The 23,803-nt window shown below is 63.2% G+C and carries 21 protein-coding genes; 9 read left to right on the top strand and 12 right to left on the bottom strand.

What is annotated here, in order from left to right; genetic code table 11:
• Nucleotides 1-27: 27 nt before the first annotated feature.
• The 6 genes from AC3CB8_RS28645 to AC3CB8_RS28670 form a co-directional block, all read right to left on the bottom strand.
• On the bottom strand, nucleotides 28-1,134 hold the full coding sequence (locus tag AC3CB8_RS28645) for an ABC transporter substrate-binding protein (RefSeq protein WP_023770535.1): 1,107 nt from the start codon (nucleotides 1,132-1,134) through the stop codon (nucleotides 28-30).
• 243 nt (nucleotides 1,135-1,377) lie between these two features.
• Nucleotides 1,378-2,550, bottom strand: coding sequence for an iron-containing alcohol dehydrogenase (locus AC3CB8_RS28650; protein WP_352563694.1), 1,173 nt, complete (start codon nucleotides 2,548-2,550; stop codon nucleotides 1,378-1,380).
• Nucleotides 2,551-2,566: 16 nt separating this feature from the next.
• Nucleotides 2,567-3,955, bottom strand: a complete 1,389-nt coding sequence (locus AC3CB8_RS28655; RefSeq protein WP_352563693.1) for an aldehyde dehydrogenase family protein — start codon at nucleotides 3,953-3,955, stop codon at nucleotides 2,567-2,569.
• 103 nt (nucleotides 3,956-4,058) lie between these two features.
• The gene (locus tag AC3CB8_RS28660; RefSeq protein ID WP_023770538.1) at nucleotides 4,059-5,429 is read right to left on the bottom strand and encodes a glutamine synthetase family protein; all 1,371 of its coding nucleotides are present in this window, start codon (nucleotides 5,427-5,429) and stop codon (nucleotides 4,059-4,061) included.
• A gap of 89 nt (nucleotides 5,430-5,518) precedes the next feature.
• Entirely contained in the window at nucleotides 5,519-7,075 is a 1,557-nt protein-coding gene (locus AC3CB8_RS28665) for an amino acid permease (protein ID WP_023781252.1), read from the bottom strand.
• A gap of 21 nt (nucleotides 7,076-7,096) precedes the next feature.
• A complete protein-coding gene (locus AC3CB8_RS28670; protein ID WP_352563692.1) occupies nucleotides 7,097-7,915 on the bottom strand; it encodes an N-formylglutamate amidohydrolase in 819 nt (272 codons plus the stop codon).
• A 145-nt stretch (nucleotides 7,916-8,060) separates the two neighbouring features.
• Here AC3CB8_RS28670 and AC3CB8_RS28675 point away from each other — a divergent pair, with 145 nt between their 5' ends.
• The 3 genes from AC3CB8_RS28675 (at nucleotide 8,061) to AC3CB8_RS28685 (ending at nucleotide 13,376) form a co-directional block, all read left to right on the top strand.
• The gene (locus AC3CB8_RS28675; protein WP_352563691.1) at nucleotides 8,061-8,888 is read left to right on the top strand and encodes a MurR/RpiR family transcriptional regulator; all 828 of its coding nucleotides are present in this window, start codon (nucleotides 8,061-8,063) and stop codon (nucleotides 8,886-8,888) included.
• Nucleotides 8,889-9,087: 199 nt separating this feature from the next.
• A complete protein-coding gene (locus tag AC3CB8_RS28680) occupies nucleotides 9,088-10,248 on the top strand; it encodes an efflux RND transporter periplasmic adaptor subunit (protein ID WP_488377359.1) in 1,161 nt (386 codons plus the stop codon).
• On the top strand, nucleotides 10,245-13,376 hold the full coding sequence (locus AC3CB8_RS28685) for an efflux RND transporter permease subunit (RefSeq protein ID WP_352563689.1): 3,132 nt from the start codon (nucleotides 10,245-10,247) through the stop codon (nucleotides 13,374-13,376). The genes AC3CB8_RS28680 and AC3CB8_RS28685 overlap by 4 nt, the downstream gene beginning before the upstream one ends.
• Before the next feature lie 6 nt (nucleotides 13,377-13,382).
• Here the strand turns inward: AC3CB8_RS28685 and AC3CB8_RS28690 are convergent, their stop codons facing one another.
• The 6 genes from AC3CB8_RS28690 to AC3CB8_RS28715 all read right to left on the bottom strand — a co-directional run bounded on the left by AC3CB8_RS28690 (nucleotide 13,383) and on the right by AC3CB8_RS28715 (nucleotide 19,282).
• Entirely contained in the window at nucleotides 13,383-13,790 is a 408-nt protein-coding gene (locus AC3CB8_RS28690) for a GtrA family protein (protein WP_023781247.1), read from the bottom strand.
• On the bottom strand, nucleotides 13,787-14,605 hold the full coding sequence (locus tag AC3CB8_RS28695; RefSeq protein WP_352563688.1) for a ChbG/HpnK family deacetylase: 819 nt from the start codon (nucleotides 14,603-14,605) through the stop codon (nucleotides 13,787-13,789). The genes AC3CB8_RS28690 and AC3CB8_RS28695 overlap by 4 nt, the downstream gene beginning before the upstream one ends.
• On the bottom strand, nucleotides 14,602-15,588 hold the full coding sequence (locus tag AC3CB8_RS28700) for a glycosyltransferase family 2 protein (RefSeq protein WP_352563687.1): 987 nt from the start codon (nucleotides 15,586-15,588) through the stop codon (nucleotides 14,602-14,604). The genes AC3CB8_RS28695 and AC3CB8_RS28700 overlap by 4 nt, the downstream gene beginning before the upstream one ends.
• Nucleotides 15,581-16,747, bottom strand: coding sequence for a glycosyltransferase family 87 protein (locus AC3CB8_RS28705; protein WP_352563686.1), 1,167 nt, complete (start codon nucleotides 16,745-16,747; stop codon nucleotides 15,581-15,583). The genes AC3CB8_RS28700 and AC3CB8_RS28705 overlap by 8 nt, the downstream gene beginning before the upstream one ends.
• Before the next feature lie 210 nt (nucleotides 16,748-16,957).
• Nucleotides 16,958-17,995 carry a zinc-binding dehydrogenase gene (locus tag AC3CB8_RS28710; protein WP_352563685.1) on the bottom strand — a complete coding sequence of 346 codons (1,038 nt, stop codon included), beginning with the start codon at nucleotides 17,993-17,995 and terminating at the stop codon, nucleotides 16,958-16,960.
• Nucleotides 17,996-18,040: 45 nt separating this feature from the next.
• On the bottom strand, nucleotides 18,041-19,282 hold the full coding sequence (locus tag AC3CB8_RS28715) for an acyl-CoA dehydrogenase family protein (RefSeq protein WP_023781242.1): 1,242 nt from the start codon (nucleotides 19,280-19,282) through the stop codon (nucleotides 18,041-18,043).
• Between the two features lie 112 nt (nucleotides 19,283-19,394).
• Here AC3CB8_RS28715 and AC3CB8_RS28720 point away from each other — a divergent pair, with 112 nt between their 5' ends.
• From AC3CB8_RS28720 to AC3CB8_RS28745, 6 genes are all read left to right on the top strand, one after another.
• Nucleotides 19,395-20,210 (top strand): SDR family oxidoreductase, encoded by an 816-nt coding sequence (locus AC3CB8_RS28720; RefSeq protein WP_352563684.1) that lies wholly within the window; start codon nucleotides 19,395-19,397, stop codon nucleotides 20,208-20,210.
• Between the two features lie 39 nt (nucleotides 20,211-20,249).
• The gene (locus AC3CB8_RS28725; RefSeq protein ID WP_023770549.1) at nucleotides 20,250-20,735 is read left to right on the top strand and encodes a MaoC family dehydratase; all 486 of its coding nucleotides are present in this window, start codon (nucleotides 20,250-20,252) and stop codon (nucleotides 20,733-20,735) included.
• Complete coding sequence (locus AC3CB8_RS28730; RefSeq protein ID WP_352563683.1) at nucleotides 20,732-21,766, top strand: phosphotransferase; 1,035 nt, start codon at nucleotides 20,732-20,734, stop codon at nucleotides 21,764-21,766. Before AC3CB8_RS28725 ends, AC3CB8_RS28730 begins: the two co-directional genes overlap by 4 nt.
• A gap of 28 nt (nucleotides 21,767-21,794) precedes the next feature.
• Entirely contained in the window at nucleotides 21,795-22,547 is a 753-nt protein-coding gene (locus AC3CB8_RS28735; protein ID WP_023770550.1) for an SDR family NAD(P)-dependent oxidoreductase, read from the top strand.
• Nucleotides 22,548-22,666: 119 nt separating this feature from the next.
• Nucleotides 22,667-23,311 (top strand): TetR/AcrR family transcriptional regulator, encoded by a 645-nt coding sequence (locus AC3CB8_RS28740; RefSeq protein ID WP_023770551.1) that lies wholly within the window; start codon nucleotides 22,667-22,669, stop codon nucleotides 23,309-23,311.
• 218 nt (nucleotides 23,312-23,529) lie between these two features.
• Nucleotides 23,530-23,778 (top strand): DUF680 domain-containing protein, encoded by a 249-nt coding sequence (locus AC3CB8_RS28745; RefSeq protein WP_352563682.1) that lies wholly within the window; start codon nucleotides 23,530-23,532, stop codon nucleotides 23,776-23,778.
• Nucleotides 23,779-23,803 lie beyond the last annotated feature (25 nt).

A 23,803-nucleotide genomic window follows, 5' to 3' on the forward strand; every position in this document is an offset into this window, starting at 1 on the left:
TCGCGGCCGCCCGGTGGATTTCAAGCGTTACTTGACGTTGGCGCCGACAACGGCGTCCCAGTTCTTGCTGATGGTCTCCTTCGCCTTGCCCTGCTCGTCGAGCGTCGGGAAGGCGGCCGACGCGTAGGACTCCGCTGGCGGCAGCTTGGCCAGAACGTCCGCGGGGATCTTGCCGTTCTTGGCAAGATCGTTGAAACGGATCGGGTGGCAATAGCCCTTCAGCCAGCCGACCTGGCCTTCGTCGGAATAGAGATATTCCATCCACAGCTTGGCTGCATTCGGATGCGGCGCGAAGGCGCTGATCGCCTGCACATAAACACCGGCGACAACGCCGGTCTTCGGCACGATGACGTCGACGGGCGGGTTGCCCTTCAGCGTGTCGCGACCGGCGAGCGCGTTGTAATCCCAGTTGATCAGGATCGGGGTCTGGCCCTGGGCAAGCGTTGCCGGCTTGCCGACGACCGGCACGAAATTGCCGGCGGCGTTGAGCTTCTTGAAGAAGTCGAGGCCAGCGGTGCCAGCGGCCTCACCAGCAGCCGCGCCACCGGAAAGGCCCGCGGCGTAGACGGCCTGGATGGCCTGGTTCGAAGCGCGCGGATCGCCGGCAACGGCGACCGCGTTGGCGAATTCGGGCTTGAGGAGATCGGCCCAGTCCTTCGGCGACTCCTTGATCAGGTCCTTGTTCACCATGAACGAGAGCACGCCATAATAGTCGCCGTACCAGGCGCCATCGGCATCCTTGGCGCTGTCCGGGATCGAGTCCCAGGTGGACACCTTGTATGGCATCAACAGGCCATCGGCCTTGGCGGTCGGGCCGAAGGACAGGCCGACGTCGATGACATCAGGAGCCTGCGGACCCTTGTTGTCCTTGTTGGCCTTGATCGCCTCGACTTCATCGCCGGAGCCGGCGTCGGGGTTGAGTTCGTTGACGGTGATTTCCGGATACTTCGCCTTGAAGCCGGCGATGACGTCGCCGTAGCCGCACCAGTCATGCGGCAAGGCGATCGTGGTGAGCTGGCCTTCGGCCTTGGCGGCCTTGATGAGATCGTCCATCGAAGCGGCGGACGAAATCACCGACGACACCATCAGGGTCGCGGCCGAAAGGGAAAGCATTTTCCCCGTGAATTTGAACATGTGTTCTCTCCATTGAACTGACGCCGTTGGACGTCTGCGATGCGGTATCGTTTTCGTGTGACAGCCAGATGAAAGCTTTGTGAAACCGGCGCCTCGCAGCGTGAAAAGTTAACTCTTTTTAACGGACTGTAGCAATTAGCCATCACTTAATTTTCCGGCTAATCATTAATCCGCCCCTATATCGCCCCTTCCCCTCTCCTTTCCCCTCGTTTCCCGATCAACTTCCGCACCCCGGAACCGGCCTCAGACCGCCCCGGCGATGGCGTTTTCGAGCAGTGTCAGCGCCGCCTTCTTGGTCAGCTTGACCGGGTTGCCGCCGGCCGTCGGATCGACCACCGCCATGTCGGCGATCAGCCCTTTGCGCTTCTTGTCCATGTCGAGCCCCTTGATCAGGCCCGGCAGCGCGTGCGGCACCTTCAACTCCTTGCGCAGCTTGATAACGGCCTTGGCGAAGCCGTCGAAACCGCCCTTGATGCCGCAATAGGCGGCGAGCCGGGCAATACGCTCCTCGATGGAGTCGCGATTGAAGGCCAGCACATAAGGCATGAACACGGCATTGGTCATGCCATGATGGGTGTCGTAGAGCGCGCCGATCGGATGCGACAGCGAGTGGATCGCACCCAGCCCCTTCTGGAACGCCGCGGCGCCCATGGCGGCCGCGCTCATCATATGGGCGCGGGCGACGAGGTCCTTGCCATTGGCATAGGCCTTCGGCAGGTTCTCGAACACTAGGCGTATGCCTTCGACGGCAATGCCGTCGGCCATCGGATGATAGCCCGGCGCGCAATAGGCTTCGAGGCAATGGGCAAGCGCGTCCATGCCGGTGCCGGCGGTGATGAAGGAAGGCATGCCGACCGACAGCTCCGGATCCGCGATGACGATCGCGGGCAACAACTTCGGATGGAAGATGACCTTCTTGGTATGCGTCTCCTCGTTGGTGATGACACCGGCGCGGCCGACCTCCGAGCCGGTGCCGGCGGTGGTCGGCACCGCGATGATCGGCGCGATGGCGTCGGAGTTGGCGCGCGTCCACCAGTCGCCGACATCCTCGAAGTCCCAGACCGGCCTGACTTGGCCGGCCTGGAAGGCGATCAGCTTGCCGAGGTCGAGCGCCGAGCCGCCGCCGAAGGCGATGACGCCGTCATGCTTGCCCTTCTTGAACACCGCGATGCCGGCGGTGAGGTTGGACTCGACCGGGTTCGGCTTCACCTCGGAGAAGACGCCATAGGGCACCTTGGCCTCGTCGAGAATCCTGAGCGTCGAGGCGACGACCGGCAGTTTCGCCAATCCCGGATCGGTGACGAAAAGCGGCCGCTTGATGCCGGTGGCCGCGAGCACCTCCGGCAGTTCCTTGATGCGCCCGGTGCCGAAACGAACAGTGGTGGGGTAGTTCCATTTGGAGATGAGCTTGGACATTTTTGTCTTTCGAAAATTAGATGGCTTCACGCAGATGGAATGATTTCGGCCGGGTCAAATTGTCATAGCCCAGTGCCGACAGGGCAACGCCCTTGCCGGTGTCCTTGACGCCGGTCCAGACCAGCGCCGGATCAAGATAGTCGCAGCGGTTCATGAACACCGTGCCGGTCTCGACGCGGTCGCCGATCGCCACCGCATGCTCGGTGTCGCGCGTCCAGATCGAGGCCGTCAGCCCGTAGGGGCTGTCGTTCATCAAAGCGATCGCCTCTTCATCGTTGCGCACCTTCATGATGCCGACGATCGGGCCAAAGCTTTCCTCACGCATGACGCTCATCTGGTGGTCGACTTGCGTCAGCACCTCCGGCGCCAGATAGGGCGAGCCGGTCTTGTCGTTAGCCAGCTTCATGTCGATGTGCGCCTTGGCGCCCTTACGCAGCGCTTCGGCCTTCTGCTCGCGGATCAGATCGGCAAAGCGCGCCTGCGCCATCGGTCCCATCGTCGTCGCCTGCTCCAGCGGATTGCCGACGACATAATTCCTGGTCTCGGCGATGAAGCCTTCGACGAACTCGTCATAGACCTTCTCGTGCACATAGACGCGTTCGATGCCACAGCAGCACTGGCCGGAATTGAAGAAGGCGCCGTCGACCAGATTGGCCACGGCATGGTCCATCTTGGCGTCGGGCAGCACATAGGCCGGATCCTTGCCACCAAGTTCGAGCCCAAGCGTCATGAAGGTGCCTGCCGCCGCCTTTTCGATAGCACGGCCGCCAGCGACCGATCCGGTGAAATTGACATGGTCGATCTTGCCGGAACCCAGCAGTTTTTCGGTCTGTGCATGGTTGAGCACGACATTCTGGAACACGCCCTTTGGCAGGCCAGCCTTGTCGAACGCCTGTTGGAAGCGCTCGCCGACCAGCAACGTTTGCGCGGCATGTTTGAGGATGACGGCGTTGCCGGCCATCAGCGCCGGCACGATGGTGTTGACCGCTGTCAGATAGGGATAGTTCCATGGCGCGATCACCATGACCACCCCAAGTGGATCCTTCTTCACATAGCGCCGGAAGCCGTCCTTCGGGTTGGAGGCCGGCACGGACTTGAGCGCCGCTTCCGCGATCTCGACCATATGGTTGGTACGCTCCTTGACGCCGCCGAACTCGCCGCCATAACGAACGGGACGCCCCATCTGCCAGGCGATCTCCGGCACGATCTCGTCTGATATCGCGACCAGTGCTTCCAGCATCGCCAGCATGTACTTGCCGCGCTCGACGATCGGCGTCCGCGCCCACTTCTCCTGCGCCGCCCTGGCGAGCTCGACCGCGGCGTTGATCGCCTGGTCGGTAGCGACCGGCCGCTCGGCATAGATCGAGCCGTCGATAGGGGATTTTAGTTTGACCGTTTCGGTCATCGTTTAAGTCCTCGCACTTCTGTACAATCGAAATCACATGGCTTGACGCTGCTCCTCACACCTTTCTTCACGGGAGAGGGTAAGGGTGAGGGGCGGCGTCAGCCTAGTACCGCTCGAAACCCCTGTGCAGTTCCCAATCCGTGATACGCCGATCGTATTCGAACTGCTCCCACTTCGCGGTGTGCACATAATGTTCGAGCACATCCTCGCCGAGCGCCTGTTTCAGCATCTTCGACTTCGCCAGCGTCTCGGTCGCATCGCGCAGCGTCTTTGGAATCTCCGGCAAACGAGAAGCCTGGTAAGCGTCGCCGACGAAAGGCTTCTGCAATTCCAGCTTCTCGTCGATACCGGCGAGGCCGGCCGCGATCAGCGCCGCGAAGGCGAGATAAGGGTTGAGGTCGGCGCCGCCGATGCGGCATTCCATGCGGATGCCCTTGGTGCCCTCGCCGCACAGGCGGAAGCCGGCGGTGCGGTTGTCTTCGCTCCACATGATCTTGGTCGGCGCGAAAGTGCCGGCTTGGAAGCGCTTGTAGGAATTGACGTAGGGCGCCAGGAACCAGGTGAATTCCTTGGCGTATTTCAACTGCCCGGCCGCCCATTGCTGGCCAAGGGTCGACAAGGTCCAGTCGGCTTGTCTGTCGAAGAACAGGGGCGTCTTGCCGTCCGCGCTCCACAGCGAATTATGGATGTGGCTGGAATTGCCGGCGAGACCGTAATTATACTTGGACATGAAGGAAATCGCCTTGCCTTCGGACTCGGCAATCTCCTTTGCGCCGTTTTTCAGGATGACGTGGCGGTCGGCCATGTCGAGCGCTTCTGCGTAGCGCACATTGATCTCTTCCTGGCCCGGACCCCACTCCCCTTTGGAGTTCTCGATCGGAATGCCGGCGGCTTCCATTTCGTTGCGAAGCCGGCGCATGACGCCTTCTTCCTTGGTGGTGATGCCGATCTGGTAGTCGCCGATATAGGGCGAGGCTGTATCGAGCCCCTGCCAATGCTTCTTGCGGGCGGAATCGTAGGTCTCGTTGAACAGGTAGAATTCGAGCTCGGAAGCGAAATAGCCGATATAGCCCCGCTCGCTCAGCCGCTTGACCTGCTTCTTCAGGATGGCGCGCGGCGAATGCGGCAGGTCGTCGTGGGTGTGGTGGTCAAGCACGTCGCAAATGACGAGCGCCGTCTTTTCCAGCCAGGGAATGCGCCGCAGCGTCGCCAGGTCCGGCTTCATGACGAAGTCGCCATAGCCCTTCGACCAGCTTGCCGCCTTGTAGCCCGGCACCGGCTCCATATCGATGTCGGCCGCCAGCAGGTAGTTGCAGCCATGCGTCTCGTCATGCGCGGAATCGACGAAGTATTGCGCCAGGAACCGCTTTCCCGCCAATCGGCCCTGCATGTCGACAATGCATGCCAGCACCGTGTCGATCTCGCCGCTTGAGACCGCTTTCTTCAACTGATCGAACGAGAAATTTCCGGCCATTTCCTTTGGCACTCCAGTGCTTGGTCGTTGAAAGGGAGGAACAAAACCATGGCCGGCGCGATGCCGGCCATGGTTGGTGATGCTCGAAGTCAGTGGCCGGTTTCGCCGACCGCCTGTTCGGCTGCCTTGATCGCCGCCTGGCGCGCGGCGATGATGTCGCCGAGTGGCGGACCCTGGAAGCGGTTGCGCTCGAAGGCGAACCAGACGATCGCCGTCAGGATGAAGAAGCCGACGGTGATGTAGAGCGCCCAGTCGTTCGGCGGCTGGATGCCGATGATGAAGATCAGGATCATCGACACGATCGACAGGACGGCAAACAGCATGAACACGCCGCGCCCCATGTTCCATGGACCCATCTTGTCCCACTTCGGCGTGCCCCAGGCCAGCATGCCGAGCACGATCGGCACGGTGAAGGACAGGAACAGGAAGATGACGGTGCACGACACGACGATGGTGTAGGCCGAGGTGCCGGCGACCGAAACCAGCGTCGACCCCCAGACGAACAGCACCGACAGGACCGACGCCGTCCAGATCGCCGCCACCGGCGTGCGATAGGTCGGGCTGACCTTGGCGAGTGCCGCCGAGCCCGGCAGGCCGCCGTCACGCGAGAAGGCGAAGATCATGCGCGACGCCGACGTGACGGTGGCGAGACCGCACAGAAGCTGCGCGATGAACACGACGAGATAGACGAACTCCTTGAGGCCGGGACTGACGCGCTGGTCGAAGGCCCAGAAGAACACGTTCCAGCCCTGCTTGGCGGCGTCGTCCATGTTGGGGATCATCAGCACGAAAGCGGCCAGGAACAGATAGCCGAAGACGGCCGACCAGATCACCGACATGACCATGGCGCGCGGCACCGAGGAAGCCGCCTTGATGGTTTCCTCGGAAGTATGGGCCGAAGCGTCATAGCCGGTGATCGTGTAGATCGGCAGCAAGAGGCCTAGTGCGAACACCCACGCATTCGAGACCGACGGCCAGACGCCGGCGCCGGCGTCACCCGAATAGTTGTGGAAGGTGAACAGGCGGCTGAAATCCCACGTCTCGGCGGAGAACAGACAGACGACCGCGATCAGGATCGAGCCGAAGAAGATCAAATAGCCGGAGAAGTCCGTCAGCTTGGCCGTCAGCTTGATGCCGAGATGGTTGATCAACGCCTGGGCGCCGGTGATGACGACCAGGAAGATCATCTGGTTGGTCAGCGTGCCCTCGATGCCCAGCGCCGGTCCGAAGGCGCCGACGAAGAACGTCCAGGTGCCGACATTGATGGCGCCGAGCACGGTGATCAGGCCGAGCAGGTTGAGCCACGCCGTCACCCAGCCGGTGCCGCGATTGCCGAGGATCGAGCCCCAGTGATAGAGGCCGCCTGCGGTCGGATAGGCCGAGCTGATCTGCGACATGGCGACCGCGAAGGTCAACGAAATGAAGCAGCCGACCAGCCAACCGATACCGATGCCGATGCCGCCGGCGCCCGACGTCGCTTGGGCCAGCGAATTGATGCCGCCCGACAGGATGCAGATGATGGAGAAGGAAACGGCGAAGTTTGAAAAGCGGCTGAGACGCCGCTCCAGTTCCTGGGCGTAGCCCATGCTGTGGAGGGCCTTTACGTCCTCCGCCTTGTCAACGTCTGTATAACCCGGTGCTGCCATTGGAAGTCCCCTGTTTGTTTCTCAGCTGGCCGATTGGACTGACTTTCTGACTGAATGCGATCTGGGCCGCGTGGCCTCCTCTGGTTCCAGATCCGAAAAAATGCCGGTGAGCAGATCCGCCCATTTCCGCTGCCCGGTTTCGCCGGATATCTCATCGTTGCGGATTTCGATCATTGCACAGGGCAGCCCACGCGAGCGCGCATGCCGTTCCAGCGTGAAATAGACGCGATCGGCAGGCGAATAGGGTTCGTTGACGCCGACGGTGATGCCGGCAAGCCGCTGTAACGCCGCTATCAGCGGTGCCGCCAGCCGGCGATCTTCGTCATGGATGATGCCGATATGCCAGGGCCGGTTGCGGCCCTTGTAGACCGGCGTGAAGGAATGGACGGAAACCAGGCGGGTCTCCTGCCCGCGCGCCAGCCTGTCTTCGGCAATGCGCTCGATGGTGCTGTGAAATGGCTGCCATGACAGGGCGACCCGCGCCGCGCGCTGTTTTTCGGACAGGCCGGTATTACCCGGTATGGCAGTGGTTTCGCTGACCGGCGGCACCAGGTCAGGCGCGTCGAGCGGCCGGTTGCAATCGATCACCAATCGCGAAATGCGGGTTTCGATCAGCGTGGCATCGAGCGCCTGCGCCATCCGCAGCGCAACCGGCAACGCACCGGGATCCCAGGCGATGTGACGCGACAGGTCCTCGGTGGCGAGCCCGAGCGTGCCGAATTCAGCCGGCATGAAATTGGAAGCGTGGTCGCAGGTCAGTACGAAAGGGCTCGATCCGCCAGGGTTCGTCACCCCCACGGTATCAGACGATGCAAGGCTGGCGGGCCGCGCTGTCTCCATAGTCCTGCCGTCCCCTGGGAGCGCTGTATCGTATGTTACGTATTTTGTTTCATTGCGTCCCGGTGGATGATTTCATACAGTTTGTTTGGCTTTGTCAAATGCGATCTGGGGAAAAGACCGTCGGCCGGCCAAGGGTGGGGAAAAGATGATTTCCAACATTGCCGAATTGATTGCCGACCGTATCGGCGCGATGCCCGCCAGCGAACGGCGCGCAGCGCAGACGCTGATCGCGAGCTATCCGATGATCGGACTGAAGACGGTCGCCGAATTCTCATCCGCGGCCGGCGTATCCTCGCCGACGATCCTGCGTTTCGTCGCCCGGCTGGGTTTCCAGAATTATCCCGAGTTCCAGTCGAGCCTCCAGGATGAACTGGCGGCGCAATTGCAATCGCCGGCGATACGAACGCTCAACCCGCCCACGCCTAGTGGCGGCATGGTGTCGCCCATGCTGGAAGCGACGCTCGACAATATGCGCGAGACCTTCAGGCATCTGTCCGACAAGCAGCTTGCCGACATTGCCGCCAGGCTGGCCGAGCGGCGTGGCAAGACATTTCTGATCGGCGGCCGCTTCACCGACCCGCTGGCGCGCTACATGGCCGCCCACCTCGCCGTCATCCAGCCCGATGTCTTTCACCTCGCCGGCCAGGAGAGCATGTGGCGCGACCGGCTGATCGACATGGGCAAGCGCGACGTGCTGGTGATCTTCGACATCAGGCGCTACCAGGACAGCCTCGTCCGCTTCGCCGAAAAGGCGCATCAGCGCGGCGTTCAGATCGTACTGTTCACCGACCAGTGGCTGTCGCCGATCGCCCGCTTTGCTCGCCATGTCATCGCCGGACGAACCGCCGTGCCTTCCGCCTGGGATTCCTCGGCGGCACTTTTCGTCGTCGCCGAAACGCTGATCGGCGCCGTCACCAGGCAACTCGAGGCCGACGGGGCCCGGCGCATCCGCGAGATGGAAGGCCTGCGATAGGTCGAATCCACCGGATAATTGCATCGGCTTCGCGGCCGTCTCGGTCTCACGTTACCGAGATTTAATGTGCACGATTGCGTGATAATTGCCATAAACCGCTGATATTGGGGGGTGGCGTGGCCGAATTTTGCCTCCCGCCCGCATCGTCGCTGTGCCGTTCCTTCGGGAAGGGCTGACAATTCGTGAAACCGGAGTGTCGATGCGGACCTGGAAGCAAATTGCCGTTGCGCTTGTGATCGTGCTCGCCGCCGCGGCCGCCTGGGCACGCTTCTATCCAGGCGCGCCGGAACTGCTGGCGCGCTGGGGGATGGATTGGGCCTACGCGGCAACGCCTCCCGCCAGAAACGGTGCGGACGGCGCGAAACAGGCTGGCAATCGCAATGGAGTCCGGCAGGTCAACGTCGTCGCCTTGCCTGCCGGTACGGCCACCATAAACGACCGCCTGCAGGCGATCGGCACCGGCCGTGCCAACGCCTCGGTGACCGTCAATCCCTACAGTTCCGGCCGCCTTGCCGAGTTGCTGGCCGAATCCGGCACTCATGTCGACAAGGGACAGATCATCGCAACGCTCGATTCCGAGACGGAGATCATCGCACAGGACCGCGCCAAGCTCGCCTTGCAGGATGCTCAGTCCAAGCTCGACCGCGTCAAGTCGCTGCGCGCCTCAAACGCGGCGACACCGGTCGCGGTCGCCGATGCCGAAGTGGTTCTGGCCGGCGCCAAGCTGGCGCTTCAGGATGCCGAGCTTGCACTGCAGCGCCGCTCGATACTGGCGCCGATCACCGGCACGGTCGGCATCCTGCCGATCTCGGCCGGCAATTACGTCACCAACCAGTCGGCGATCGCCACGCTTGACGACCGGTCCTCTATCCTGGTCGATTTCCAGGTGCCCGAGCGCTTCGCCGCCGCCGTCAACGTCGGCGCGCAATTGACGGCGACGCCGATCGCCAATCCGAGCAACGCCTACACCGGCACGGTTTCAGCGATCGACAATCACATCGACGAAAAGAGCCGCACACTTCTGGTAAAGGCCACCATCGCCAATCCGGCCAATTCGCTGCGCGCCGGCATGTCGTTCTCCATCACCATGAAATTCCCCGGCGAGACCTATCCGGCCGTCAGCCCTCTGGCGATCCTGTGGGGTTCGGACGGCGCCTATGTCTGGCAGGTCGAGGACGGCAAGGCCAGGCGCGTGCCGGTGCGCATCATCCAGCGCAACACCGAGACCGTATTGATCGACGCTGAGATCGACAGCGGCGACATGGTGGTCACCGAAGGCACCCAAAGTGTCAGCGAAGGCGGCGAGGTTCGCATCGCGGACCAGGAGCAGCGCGCCACCAAGGCCGCGGAAGGCTCATGACCGGCTCCGTCAACGCCGCCAGCGATACCGGCTTCACCGCACTGTTCATCCGCAGGCCGGTCATGGCGTTCGTGCTGAACACCCTTATAGCCGTTGCCGGCCTCGCTGCCTTCTACGGTGTCGAGATCCGCGAACTGCCCGACGTCGACCGCGCTGTTGTCACGGTCTCCACGACCTTCGAAGGCGCGGCCGCCGAAACCGTTGACCGCGAACTGACCGACACGATCGAGGGCGCCGTCGCCCGCGTCTCTGGCGTCAAATCGATCTCGTCTTCCTCCTCATTCGGCTCGAGCCGCGTCACCATCGAGTTCAACGACGGTGTCGATCTGAACGTCGCCGCCTCGGATGTGCGTGATGCCGTCGGCCGGGTCGCCAACCAGATGCCCGATACCGCCGATCCGCCGCGCATCGTCAAGGCCGATGCCAATTCCGACGCTGTGATGCGGCTGGCGGTGACTTCGGACACCATGTCGATCCAGGACATGACGGTGGTGGTCCAGGACCAGATCGAGGACGAACTGGCAGCCGTACCCGGCGTCGCCGACGTCCAGGTCTATGGCGACCGCGACAAGATCTTTCGCATCGACGTCGACCAGAACAAGCTCGCCAGCCTCGGCTTCACCGTCGCCGACCTTCGGACGGCGCTTGCCTCCGTCGCCTTCGATTCCCCGGCCGGGTCGATCACAACGACCAACCAGGACCTGATCGTGCGCACCACGGCCGACGTGACGACGCCCGAGGAATTCGAAAACATCATCATCGGCGGCACAACGCGCATCCGCGATGTCGCGACCGTCACGCTCGGCCCCGATGTAGGCCAGACGACGCTGCGTTCGGACGGTAAGACCGGAATCGGCCTAGGCATTATCCGCCAGGCGGAATCGAACACGCTGGACATTTCGACGGGCGTGCAGGCCGCCGTCGCCAAGCTGCAGGAGAACTTGCCCAAGGGCATGTCGATCAAGATCACCAGCGACGACGCTGTCTTCGTCAAGGGTGCGGTGCACGAGGTCGAGATCGCGCTTGGTCTGTCGGTTACCATGGTGCTGATCGTCATCTACATCTTCCTGCTCGACTGGCGCGCCACGCTCATCCCCGGCCTGTCGATGCCGGTCGCCATGATCGGCACCATCGCCGCCATCTATCTGGCCGGCTTCTCCGTCAACATCCTGACGCTGCTCGCTTTGGTGCTGGCCACCGGCCTTGTCGTCGACGACGCCATCGTCGTCTTGGAAAACATCGTGCGACGGCGCAACGAAGGCATGGGGCCGCGTGCGGCGGCCGTGCTCGGCGCGCAGGAAGTGTTCTTCGCCGTCGTCGCCACGACACTGACGCTTGTCGCCGTCTTCGTACCGATCTCGTTCCTGCCCGGCCAGACCGGCGGCCTGTTCCGCGAATTCGGCTTCGTGCTTGCGATGTCGGTGCTTCTGTCCTGCGTGGTCGCGCTGACGCTTTGCCCGATGCTTGCCTCGCGCATGCTGACCAGCCCGCCGCTTCACCGAGAGGCCGGCCAGGGCATTGGCGCTCGCATCGGCGGCGTCCTGAATGCCGGCTACAAGCGCGCGCTGCACGCTTGCCTCGACGCGCCCTGGATCGTGATTCTGGTAGCGGTGCTGTTTGCCGGCGTCGCCTTCGCGCTGTTCGGCACCATCCGCCAGGAACTGACGCCGACCGAGGACCGCGCCGCGGTGCTGTTGCGCATCAACGCCCCGCAAGGCGTCAGCCTCGACTATACGACACAGCAGATGCAGAAGATCGAGCGGCTGATCCAGCCGATGCGCGATTCCGGCGAGATTCGCTCGACCTTCGAAAACGCCGGCCAGAACGGCTCCTACAATTCTGGCTTCATGGTGATGACGCTGGCGCCGTGGGACGAGCGCAGCCGCGGCCAGCAGGAGATCATGGCCGAGATCAGTCGATTGACCAGGCAGGTGCCCAGCGTGCGGATCTTCCCGGTCCAACCCAACAGTCTCGGCATCCGCGGCGCCGGCAACGGCCTGCAATTCGCTCTGGTTGGCAACGACCGCAAGGCGCTTGGCGATGCGGCGGTCAAGATCATCGCCGAAATGCAGAAGGATCAGCGCTTTCAGACGCCGCGCCTGTCGATCGACCCGACGCAGCCGCAACTGGCCGTAGCGATAGACCGTGAGCGCGCGTCCGATCTCGGCATCGACATCACCGGGCTCGCCAACACCATGCAAGCCATGCTCGACGGCAATGACGTCGTCGATGTCTACATCGCCGACCGCAGCTACGGCGTGAAGCTGGTCTCGACCACCAACCCGATCAACGACCCGACCGATCTGGAAAATGTCTTCCTCAAGACGGCGGATGGCCGCTTCGTGCCGATGTCGACCATCGCCACGCTGACCGAGCGCGCCGTACCACCGTCGCTGTCGCGCGAACAGCAGCAGCCTTCGGTGGCGATCACCTCGAACCTCTCGGGCAATTTCGCGCTTGGCGATGCGCTGACACGCGCCGAGCAGATCGCCACGCCGCTCCTGCCGCCTGGAAGCCGAATCCTGCCCCTGGCCGAGGCAGCGACTTTGGGTGAAACCAACAGCGCGATGGTCACCATCTTCGGCTTTGCCCTGGTCATCATCCTCCTGGTGCTGGCCGCCCAGTTCGAGAGTTTCGTCAGCGCCGTCATCATCATGGCGACGGTGCCGCTCGGCCTCGCCTGCGCCATTTTCGCGCTGCTGCTTTCGGGCACCAGCCTCAACGCCTACAGCCAGATCGGCCTGGTGCTTCTGGTCGGCGTCATGGCCAAGAACGGCATCCTGATCGTCGAATTCGCCAACCAGCTGCGAGATCGGGGCTGGGGGGTGCGCGAAGCGATCGAGCAGGCTTCCACCATCCGTCTGCGGCCGGTGATGATGACGATGATCTGCACCATACTTGGCGGTGTCCCGCTCGTGCTGGCCGCCGGTGCGGGCGCCGAGGCACGCGTGGCGCTCGGCTGGGTCATTGTCGGCGGGCTTGGCCTGGCCACCATCTCGACGTTGTTCCTGACCCCGGTCGCCTATCTCCTGCTTGGCCGCTTCGTCACGCCGAAGACCCATGAGGAAGCACGGCTGAAGCGCGAACTCGAGGAAGCCGCCTCCACCAATTTGGAACCGGCGGAATAGAGATACCTATTTCAGCAGCCGGCCCTCGATCGACCAACGCGCGGCAAGGAAGTTCAGCACGGCCGCCACGATGACCCCGCCGATCTTTGCCGGCCACACACCGCCGACGCCGGCGAAGAGTGCGATCGACAGGCTGGACACGCCGAGCGAAATCAACGCCCCAGCCGAGACGAAGCGCAGGAAGGCATCATGCAGCCGAATGGCGTGATTGCGTTCGAACGACCAGAAGCCATTCGCCACGAAAGAGAAGACGACGGCAATCGACCACGAGATGACATTGGCGGACAGCGGCGGGGCGTGCAGCTTGAGAAGCAGGAAAAAACCGGCAAGGTCGATGGCCGTATTTGCCAGTCCGACTAGCGCAAAACGGACGATCTTGCTGCCCGTCGAACGCCGGGGCTGAACGCCGCTCATTCCCTGCCGTCCATGATCTCGATACCGGCTCGGGCCAGGTTCGCGCCGAACGCATCCGAAGCCAGAACGCCGAATTCCACTTCGCGCACGCCTTGCATCGGGTCACGCGCGCACAGCGTTTGGTCGACATGGCCGGGGTGGCACATGAACAGCCCTCGGTCCGACAGCGCTTCGACGGCAGCCTCCAGCAAGGGGGCGAACTTTTCGGGTTGCCGCCAGTCATAGATGCCGGCGAGCGGCTTCAAAACGGCAAAGCCGGCGCGCTGCATCGATTGGTCGAAGCCGGCGGCCACGGCAGCGATTGCCGCGATTTTCGGCGCGGCGACGGCATCGCTCAGCGCTGGAGCGCCGCGCAGCACCGGCCTGCCGGCAGCGTCGGGAAAACGTGTCCGCAGCCAGCCGCGCGCGACAGGCAGGAAATGCACGTGCTGATGACCGTCGATGAAGTCGGGCTTGCGGCCCAGCGCCTCGACGAAACGGCTATATTGCGCGTCGAGTTCGGCATGGACGTCGCGCTCGTCGATCCGCCCGCGCAGGATCGGCAGGGCCAGCGAACGAAGCGGCGGCAACCGGCTCTCGGGCGCCAGGCTCGATTTGCCTGTGACCGCTGGCTGGTCCGTAAGGGTCAGGTGCAGCCCGATCGCCGCGCGGCCGCGCAGCGGCTTTATGCGCGCCGCCGCCTCGGCCCATTCCGGAAAACCGGTCATGCAGCTGGTGCCGGTCAGGCGCCCGCGATCGAGCAGGTCGAGAATGCCTGCGCAAACCCCTGGTGCCAGCCCGTAGTCGTCGGCGATCAGGCGAATGCGCCGCGTCATCCGCGGGACGCGCCCGGCGCATTGTCGGGGGCGGTCTCGCTGAGCACCACATCGCGCACCAGATAGACCGGCCGGTCCTTGCTCTCCGACAGCGTGACCCAGACATATTCGCCGATCAGGCCGAGCAAGGTGAGGTTGAGGCCGCCGAGCAGCACGACGGCGACCATCAGGCTGGGGTAACCAGGCACGGCAACGCCGTAGAACATCACCTCGAAGAACACTTTGGCGCCGTAAACGACGCCCGCCAGCGCCGCAAGCATCCCGCTCAAGCTGATGATGCGCAGCGGGATGACGGAAAACGATGTAAACCCTTCCAGTGAAAAGGCGATCAGGTTGAGCCGACTCCATTTCGACGTGCCGATGGCGCGGTTTTCCGGCGAATAGGGTATGGCTTTCTGACGGAAACCGGCCCAGGCGAACAGACCCTTGTTGAAGCGCCGTTTGTCGCGCAGGCTGGTCAGCGCACGCACCACGGGACCGCGCATGACGCGAAAATCACCGGCATTCTCCGGAATATCGAAACGCTGGCTGCTGTTGATCAGGCTGTAGAAAATCCGCGCCAGCTGGCTGCGCCGCCAGCTCGCCTCGCGGCGGTCGTTCTGCGCGTACACGACGTCGACGTCTTGGCTTTCCACCAGCTCGGCGATCATCTTCAAGCTGATATCCATGGAATGCTGCAGATCGGAATCCATGATCAGCACCATGTCGCCCCGCGACCGGTCGAGGCCGGCGAGCACCGCCACCTCCTTGCCGAAATTGCGGCTGAGGCGAACGATCTCCCACGATCCCGACAGGGCCTGTGAAAATCGCCTGGCACCATCGTCGAGGCTGCCGTCGTCGACCAGGATCTTGTGGACGCCCATACCAAAACGGCTTGATACCGCTTCCTCGAGCCTGTCGAGCAGTGCGGCAAAGGCCGGCGCCGATTGCGCCTCGTTGAAGAAGGGCGCCACGATGTCGAGTTTTTGACGCGGATCAGCCATGTGCAACGGGTCCGACACTCACGATCTTTTCGCGCCCCTTGGCCCAGAACCACCAGATCAGGGAACAGGCGATGAAGCTGACCGCGATCGGCCGGAACCAAGGGTAGAAGAAATCATGCATGTGGCGCTCGACGCTGGTCAAACCTGTGAGGAACAATACCGTCGACAGCACCGAGGCCAGGACGCCGCCACGCTCCTCCCGCCACAGTGTGGCGATAGCGAGGCCGGCGGGCACGGCGATCATGGCATAGGTATTTGGCTCGACACGCGGATTGAAAACGCACATGTAGAAGGCAGCCGCCAGGAAGATCGCCAGTCCGGCAATTCCAGGCTGGAGCTTGCGGTCGAACCAGAGGACGATCGACAGCGTAAGCAGTGCCACGACGATGCGCACGACCGTGGCGGCGAATTCAGGCATCGGCAGCCCGGCCGAGGTGAAGGGCGCCGTGAAGTCGGTAGGCACAAAGTGGCCGGACTTGTCAACGGCCATGGAGGTCAACATGCGGGCGAAATCGCCGTACTGTTCGTTCAGGTAGCCGGCAGGCGCGAACGCGTACGGTATGGCCAGTACCAACAGCACTGCCAGCACCAGCACGGGTATCAGCCGCAGACGCAGCGCCGACACCAGCAAAAGCATGATGATCGCGGTAGGTTTGGCAATGATGGCGACCGAAGCCCAGAAGAAGGTTTCGGCGGGCCGCCCTTCGAGCGCCGATAGGGTCAGAAGCCAGCAGGCCGCGGTCAGAAGGATCGTTGCCTGGCCGTTGCGGATCGCACCCAGCGCCATCGGCAGGGCAAGGAAGAGGCCGAAGGAAAGCAGCCATGGCAATTCCTCACCGCCGATTTTGCGCACTTGCCGCATCGCCGCGAAGGTGAGCGCCGCGAAGCCCAGCGCATGCCACACCACGCCGCCCAGATACGGTCCGAGCTTCAGCACTGGCAGGTAAAACGCGGCGAAGGCTGGCGCATACAGGTACCCCATCTCGGATTGAAGATTGTACAGCGGCCGCCCGGTCAGGAATGCTTCGCTGCCATATCCGTAGGCCTGCGTCACCGTGCGCGTGCCGGGCGACCATAGCACCAGGCCGAGAACGATCAGGAATGCCCCGATCCACATGGCCAGCCCCAAACGATCGAAAACCGGCTTGGAAATCGTCATCAATTCACCCCGCACGCCATCGGGGAAGACGCCTCAGCCCGGCGCCGTCCCGGCATTCGATGGCGGCGACATATCACGGACAAAGCGACGAGGCATAGGGGCCGAGAGACGCGGCGATGAATTTCGGGACCGCCAGGGATGGTCGACCGAACTGGGAAAAGCGTCCAGAAATCCTGCGACTAGGCCCTTCCGGCTCCGCATAAGGCGGCATCAGGGCCGGATGAACACTTTGCCGTTGGGCTTGGCCAGTTCCGCCGGCGTTCGCGCCATTGCCTCGGCCAGCGGAATGACCGCCGTCACGTCGGTCGACCAGCGTCCGTCGGAAAAACGCTTCTGTGCCTCGAGGACCGCCGGACCTCGCCGATCCCTAAATTGCCGCATCCACTCGCTCAGCCAGAAGCCTTCGATGTGCTTGTGCTGGAAGATCAGCTGGCCGGGCTCGCGGATGATCGTTGCCTCGGGATCGAGCCGGCCATAGATGATCCAGCGCGCCCGTTTCGGCATCGCGTTGAAGATGGCTGACGCCAGCGGCCCGGTGACCGCATCGAGGAAGATGCGCGGCTGTTCGGCCTTCATCACCTCGCGCAGCGTGGCCTCGAATTCCGGCGCCTTCTCATTGAGGACGTGCGCCGCGCCAAGCTCATTCAGCATCGCGATCTGTTCGTCACGGCGCACCGTGACAACAGGCCGAAACCCTTCCTCCCTCGCCAGCCCGATGATCAGCTTGCAGAGCTGGCTGGCACCAGCGGTCATGACGAAGGCCTTTTCGCCTTCCTGTTTGACGATGTCGAACATGGCGATCGCGGTCAGCGGATTGACGATCATCGCGGCGCCATCCTCGTCTCGAACCGTATCGAGAAGCGGAATGCAGGCCGCCGCCTCGGCGACGGCATATTCAGCCCACGAACCCCAATTGCTCAGACCGGTGGCGAAAGCGACGCGCTTGCCGACAAGGCTCTTGGGATGGGGCTCCTCACCGCCCGCGACGACCGTGCCGACACCCTCGAAGCCGGCCGGCCGGCCCTTGGCGCGCGGCTGGCCGTACTGGCCCTTGATGAAGGCGACATCCGATGGATTGATCGAAGCGAGGCTGACCTTGATCAGCACTTGGCCCGGTCCGGGCGCAGGCACGGCGATGCTGCCCGGCTCGAGATACGGCTCCATCGCCTGGAGCGCACTGCCGCTCGGCGTCCTTGTATAGCCGTCACCGACCAAGAGCAGCGCCTTCATTTCGGAGGGGATCGTCATTGACGGTATTCCTTGTTTGTCGGCGGCGACGCGGCCGGGCAGCGCTCAGACCTTTTCCTGCGTGTATTTCTTCAGCTCCATGCGCGCCACCTGCCGCCGATGCACTGCATCCGGCCCATCGGCGAGGCGGAGCGTTCTGAGATGCGTCCACGAGCGGGCGAGAGGCGTATCCTGGCTGATGCCTTGCGCGCCGAACATCTGCACCGCCTCGTCGGTGACCTTGAGCGCCACGCGCGGCGCGATAACCTTGATCTGGCTGATCCAGGGAGCCGCGGCCCGCGCGTCGCCCTGATCGATCATCCATGCCGCCTTGAGGCAGAGCAGCCGGGCCATCTCGATCTCCATGCGGCATTCGGCGATGATATCGAAATTGGCGCCGAGTTTCGCCAGCTTCTGGCCGAAGGCCTCGCGGCGCACGGAACGCTGGCACAGCATCTCCAGCGCCATCTCGGCCTGGCCGATGGCGCGCATGCAGTGATGGATGCGGCCGGGGCCGAGCCGGCCTTGCGCGATTTCGAAGCCCCTGCCCTCACCGAGGATCAGGTTCGACGTCGATATCCGCACATTGTCGAAGCGAAGATGCATGTGGCCATGCGGCGCGTCATCGTCGCCATAGACCTGCATTGCCCGGACCTTGGTCACGCCCTTCGCGCCCGAGGGGACCAGAATCATCGAATGGCGGCGGTGCTGTGGCTCTTCATCGCCGGCGGTCCGCACCATGACGATGTAAATGGCGCAGCGCGGGTCACCGGCACCCGACGCCCACCATTTCTCGCCGTTGAGCACATAGTCGCCGCCCTGCCGCTCGCAGCGCATGGAAATGTTGGTGGCGTCGGAAGAGGCGACATCCGGCTCCGTCATGAGATAGGCCGAGCGGATCTTTCCGTCCAGCAGCGGCTCGAGCCATTCCCGCTTGTGCTCTGCCGAGCCGTAGCGTTCCAGAACCTCCATATTGCCGGTGTCGGGTGCCGAGCAGTTGAAGGTTTCGGCGCCCAGATGCGCCTTGCCCATCTCCTCGGCCAAATAGGCGTATTCGACGGTGGACAGGCCGTAGCCGCGTTCCGAGCCGGTCAGCCAGAAGTTCCAAAGGCCGCGCTCCCGTGCGGTCTTCTTCAGCCCCTCAAGGATCTCCTTCTGGCGCTCGCTGTAGGCCCAACGGTCGCCGGCCTTGCCGACCTCGCTCAGGAATTCCTTGTCGAGCGGCATGATCTCGTCGCGCACCATGGCCGTGACGCGGGCGTGGATCGGCTTCAACCGCTCGGTCATGCCGAGATTCATCTCCGTCATCGGTCGCTAACCCTTCATGCAGGCCGGGCATTTGTCAGTGGCAAGGATGACCGTACTTCGGATAGCCTTGTCAACGCGAACTGTTTGCCCGCGGGCCGTGCGGAGGATTGTGATGAGCTATCTGGACGAGCTGTTTTCGGTGACCGGCAAGACCGCGCTGGTGACGGGAGCGGCGACCGGCATCGGCCGCATGGCGGCCACCGCATTGGTGAGGGCCGGCGCCAGCGTGATGATCGCCTCGCGCAAGGGCGACGACTGCATCGAGGTGGCCAGTGAATTGAACGGGCTTGGCGCTCCGGGCCAAGCGGAAGGCTTTGCCGGCGACGTCTCCAGCGAAGCCGGCATCGCCGCCTTGGTCGGCGAGGTCAAGGCGCGCACCGGCAAACTCGATATCCTCATCAACAATGCCGGCGTGTCCTGGGGCGCGCCGCTGGAGAGCTTCCCTTATTCGGCATGGGCCAAGGTGTTCGGCGTCAATGTCACCGCGGTCTTCCATCTGACGCGCGAATTGCTGCCGCTGCTCGACGCCGCCGCCAGCGACGAAGATCCTGCCCGCGTGATCAATCTGGGATCGGTGATGGGAACGCAGCCGCTGGCCGACGACGCCTATTCCTACACCGCCTCCAAGGCGGCCGTTCATCACCTGACACGCACGCTGGCGCTCGAATTCGCCGGCCGCCGCATCACCGTCAACGCCTTTGCCCCCGGTCCCTTCCAGAGCCGCATGACCGCTTTCGCCACCGGCACGGACGAACAGGCCAGGCATGTCGGCGGCCATGTCCCGATCGGCCGTATCGGCACAGCGGATGACATTGCCGGCGCAACGCTCTATTTGTGCAGCCGTGCAGGCAGCTATGTCACCGGCGCCATCCTTCCGATCGACGGCGGGCAGTCGGTGCAGCATGGGTTGACCTTGTTCAAGGAATGACATTTTCCGGCCGCAGAAGCCGGAGGTGAACTGGAGGACATGAGCGTGGAACCAATCAGTCTCGATGTGCTTCTGGCCAGTGTCGGCAAGGAGGTCGGCGTTTCGCCCTGGCGGGTGGTCACGCAACGCATGATCGACCAGTTCGCCGACGCCACCGACGACCACCAGTTCATCCACTGCGACCCAGAGCGGGCCAAGCGCGAAACGCCGTTCGGCGGCACCATCGCGCATGGCTTCCTGTCGCTGTCGCTGTTGTCGGCGATGACGTTCGAGACCATGCCGCCGCTGGAAAACGGCAAGATGGGCGTCAATCACGGTTTCGATTCGCTGCGCTTCCTCGCCCCGGTGAAGACCGGCGCGCGCATCCGGACCCGTTTCGTGCTGGCCGACGTCAAGGTCAGGCCGTCGGGCTGGGTGCAGACGGCGCACGACGTGACCATCGAGATCGAAGGCTCCAAAAAACCGGCGCTCACCGCCCGCTGGCTGACGCTGACCTTGCTTGAACGCCAGCCCGAGACAGCATGAGCGACGCCAACGCGCTCGACCGGGCGACGCTCGCGCCTTACCTCGACGCGCATATCCCGGGTTTTTCCCGACTCGCGGCCATCGAAAAATTCAAATCCGGCCAATCCAACCCGACCTATCTCCTGACGGCGGCAAGCGGCCGTTACGTGCTGCGCGCCAAGCCGCCAGGCCAACTCCTGAAATCGGCTCACCAGGTAGACCGCGAATTCCGTGTGATGAAGGCGCTTTCCGGCACCGCCGTACCAGTGCCCGAAATGCTGCACCTGTCGACCGAGGATTCGCCCATCGGCCGCATGTTCTACGTCATGGATTTCCTCGACGGCCGCATCTTCTGGGATCCGGCACTGCCGGAGGCACACGGCAACGAGGAACGCGCCGCGATCTACGACGCCATGAACGCCACGCTCGCCGCCCTGCACGATGTCGATGTCGAGGGCATAGGTCTTGGCGACTTCGGCCGCCCCGGCAATTACTTCGAGCGGCAGCTGGCGCGCTGGACCAGCCAGTACCGTGCCTCCGAAACCGCTACCATTGCCGACATGGACCGGCTGATCGCCTGGCTGGAAACCCGCCTGCCGGTCGATGACGGCCTGATATCGCTCGTGCATGGCGACTATCGGCTGGACAATCTGATCTTTGCGCCGGACCAGCCGAGGGTACTGGCGGTGCTCGACTGGGAATTGTCGACCTCGGGCCACCCCTTCGCCGATATCGCCTATCAATGCATGCAATGGCGCCTGCCGCATGCCTCCGGCTTTCGCGGCCTTGGCGGCATCGATCGCTCGGCATTCGGCCTGCCCTTGGAAGAAGACTATGTCGCTGCCTATTGCCGGCGGCGCGGTCTCGCCGGCATCGGCAACTGGACGTTCTTCCTCGCCTTCTCCTTCTTCCGCCTGGCTGCAATCTGCCAGGGTGTCTACAAGCGGGCGCTGGACGGCAATGCTTCCAATCCGGAAAAAGCCAGGACCTATGGCGAGGCGGTGAAGCTGCTGTCGCACCTTGCCGCCGAGCTGATCGACAAGGAGGACTAAGCAATGGGCCGCTTTTGATGGGGCCACCGTGCTGATCACGGGCGCGACCGGCGGCCTCGGCCGCGGCGCCGCCAAGGGCTTTGCCGCAGAAGGCGCCCGGCTGGTTCTCTCGGACCTGGATGAAACGGCCCTGATGAGTTTCGCCGAGACGCTCGATACCGAGACGGCGATTCTGGCCGGCAGCAGTGCCGACGAAGCGCTGTCGGAAGCACTGGTGGCGCTGGCGGTGGAAAAACTTGGCCGCCTGGACGTCGCCGTCAACATTGCCGGTGTCATTCAGAGTTTCGTGCGCCTGCCGCAGGTTCCATCGGACGAAGCCCGCCGGGTGCTCGAGGTCGACCTGCTCGGCGTCTTCTCCGCCATGAAGCACCAGATCCCGCAAATGGAGCGGCAGTTCAAGGCCACCGGCAAGGGCGGCGCCATCGTCAACATTGCCTCGGCCGCCGGCCTTTCGGGTGCGCCGAAGCTTTCGGTCTATGCAGCCGCCGAGCATGGCGTGGTCCGCCTGACCCGCTCGGCGGCGGTCGAATGTGCAAGCAAGGGTCTGCGCATCGATGCCATCTGCCCCGCCCACACCAGAACGGGGATGGTAGACAGTTTCGTGCGCGTCTCCGGGGCGCCGGGGACGGAGGCATTGGCCGAGCTGACCCGTGGCATACCGATGAAGCGCGTGGCGGAAGTCGACGAAAACACCATGGCCATCTTGTTTGCCTCCGACCCGGCCAATTCCTTCATGACCGGCCATGCGTTGGCCATCGATGGCGCTGTCGGCGCGATCTGACCCCCACGATCCTGACTCCCGTGCCGCGTGGGAACTTCCCGTGCTCTTGTCCGTTTCCGTACAGCGTATATAATTTACCCGCGCACCACCGACCCAGACACCACCGAAAGGCATCAGACTTGCCGCCGAGCGTCCAGAAACGCCGCGAAAAACAAAAGGCCGAACTGCGCTCCGAGCTGGTCGAGGCCGCACACAAGCTCGTCCAGGAAGAAGGCTATGATGGGCTGACCATCCGCAAACTGGCCAAGCGGGTCGGCTACGCGCCGATGTCGGTCTATTCCTATTTCGCCGACAAGCAGGATATCCTTTTTGCACTGGCCGAAGATGCGTTCGAGACGCTGGCACGCCGCATCGAGGAGCACTCGTCAGATGATCCGATCGAAGCCTTGCGGGCGGTGATGACCGAATATGCCGCTTTCGGGCTCGGCAACCCCAATGAATATCGCACTGTCTTCATGACCGAGAAGACTAGGGCCCCGGAAGGCCGGAGTTTTCAAGAGATGCACGAGGCCAACCCGGCGATGAAGGCGCTGATCACCCGGGTCGAAGCCTGTGTCGCCGCCGGCAAACTGCAGGGCGACCCGCGTGCCATCGCCACCATGCTGTGGGCGGTGGGCCACGGCACGATCTCGCTGCTGATCACCTTCCCTTTCTATCCCTTCGGTGACCCGTATGCCTTCGTGAAGCGGATGTGCGATTTCCAAATGGCCGCACTTAGCACGCAGAACGTGCCGCCACTGACCGAGGCACCGGTCAACGGCTGAACGACATCTCCTTCGTTTCTATATTTTCTCGCAACCTTGCCCAGCCAGACCGGGGCCCAGCCAGACCGGGGCCCAGCCAGACCGGGGGTAAATTCTTGGTTAGCAAAAAGTTATCGTACGCGTACGATTGCGACTTGAACTTCGCGATCGGCGGTCGTATTTGTACGGCATATCGTACACGTACGACAGAATTCAGCCGTCGAAACGGAGACCTGACAGTGGAAAAGACCCTCCTCACCCTCGCCGCCGTTCTGGCCTTTTCGGGCTCGGCCGTTGCCGCCAGCACCACCCACCCTGTCAAGCATGTGCCCGCCGCGACTTGCGTCGACACCAAGACCAATGTGAAGCTCGATTGCGCCTCGACCGGCTCGGTCGAGAAAAAGGGCGCCACCGAAAACACCGCTGAAGGCAAGGGCCCGCGGCTTGGCATCAGCATCAATCCGTGGATCGTGCCGAGCACGTTCTGATTTTCTTCGGCAAGTCGGTTCTGGC

It is taken from the genome of Mesorhizobium sp. P160927 (genome assembly GCF_057766385.1).

What these genes read in the sequence shown, in the direction of transcription:
- AC3CB8_RS28675 (WP_352563691.1), top strand. Translation starts at nt 8,061, where the DNA reads ATGATTTCCAACATTGCCGAATTGATTGCCGACCGTATCGGCGCGATG.
- AC3CB8_RS28650 (WP_352563694.1), bottom strand. Translation starts at nt 2,550, where the DNA reads ATGTCCAAGCTCATCTCCAAATGGAACTACCCCACCACTGTTCGTTTC.
- AC3CB8_RS28670 (WP_352563692.1), bottom strand. Translation starts at nt 7,915, where the DNA reads ATGGAGACAGCGCGGCCCGCCAGCCTTGCATCGTCTGATACCGTGGGG.
- AC3CB8_RS28715 (WP_023781242.1), bottom strand. Translation starts at nt 19,282, where the DNA reads ATGACGGAGATGAATCTCGGCATGACCGAGCGGTTGAAGCCGATCCAC.
- AC3CB8_RS28655 (WP_352563693.1), bottom strand. Translation starts at nt 3,955, where the DNA reads ATGACCGAAACGGTCAAACTAAAATCCCCTATCGACGGCTCGATCTAT.
- AC3CB8_RS28690 (WP_023781247.1), bottom strand. Translation starts at nt 13,790, where the DNA reads ATGAGCGGCGTTCAGCCCCGGCGTTCGACGGGCAGCAAGATCGTCCGT.
- AC3CB8_RS28705 (WP_352563686.1), bottom strand. Translation starts at nt 16,747, where the DNA reads ATGACGATTTCCAAGCCGGTTTTCGATCGTTTGGGGCTGGCCATGTGG.
- AC3CB8_RS28730 (WP_352563683.1), top strand. Translation starts at nt 20,732, where the DNA reads ATGAGCGACGCCAACGCGCTCGACCGGGCGACGCTCGCGCCTTACCTC.
- AC3CB8_RS28710 (WP_352563685.1), bottom strand. Translation starts at nt 17,995, where the DNA reads ATGACGATCCCCTCCGAAATGAAGGCGCTGCTCTTGGTCGGTGACGGC.
- AC3CB8_RS28660 (WP_023770538.1), bottom strand. Translation starts at nt 5,429, where the DNA reads ATGGCCGGAAATTTCTCGTTCGATCAGTTGAAGAAAGCGGTCTCAAGC.
- AC3CB8_RS28685 (WP_352563689.1), top strand. Translation starts at nt 10,245, where the DNA reads ATGACCGGCTCCGTCAACGCCGCCAGCGATACCGGCTTCACCGCACTG.
- AC3CB8_RS28665 (WP_023781252.1), bottom strand. Translation starts at nt 7,075, where the DNA reads ATGGCAGCACCGGGTTATACAGACGTTGACAAGGCGGAGGACGTAAAG.
- AC3CB8_RS28720 (WP_352563684.1), top strand. Translation starts at nt 19,395, where the DNA reads ATGAGCTATCTGGACGAGCTGTTTTCGGTGACCGGCAAGACCGCGCTG.
- AC3CB8_RS28645 (WP_023770535.1), bottom strand. Translation starts at nt 1,134, where the DNA reads ATGTTCAAATTCACGGGGAAAATGCTTTCCCTTTCGGCCGCGACCCTG.
- AC3CB8_RS28700 (WP_352563687.1), bottom strand. Translation starts at nt 15,588, where the DNA reads ATGGCTGATCCGCGTCAAAAACTCGACATCGTGGCGCCCTTCTTCAAC.
- AC3CB8_RS28725 (WP_023770549.1), top strand. Translation starts at nt 20,250, where the DNA reads ATGAGCGTGGAACCAATCAGTCTCGATGTGCTTCTGGCCAGTGTCGGC.
- AC3CB8_RS28680 (WP_488377359.1), top strand. Translation starts at nt 9,088, where the DNA reads ATGCGGACCTGGAAGCAAATTGCCGTTGCGCTTGTGATCGTGCTCGCC.
- AC3CB8_RS28695 (WP_352563688.1), bottom strand. Translation starts at nt 14,605, where the DNA reads ATGACGCGGCGCATTCGCCTGATCGCCGACGACTACGGGCTGGCACCA.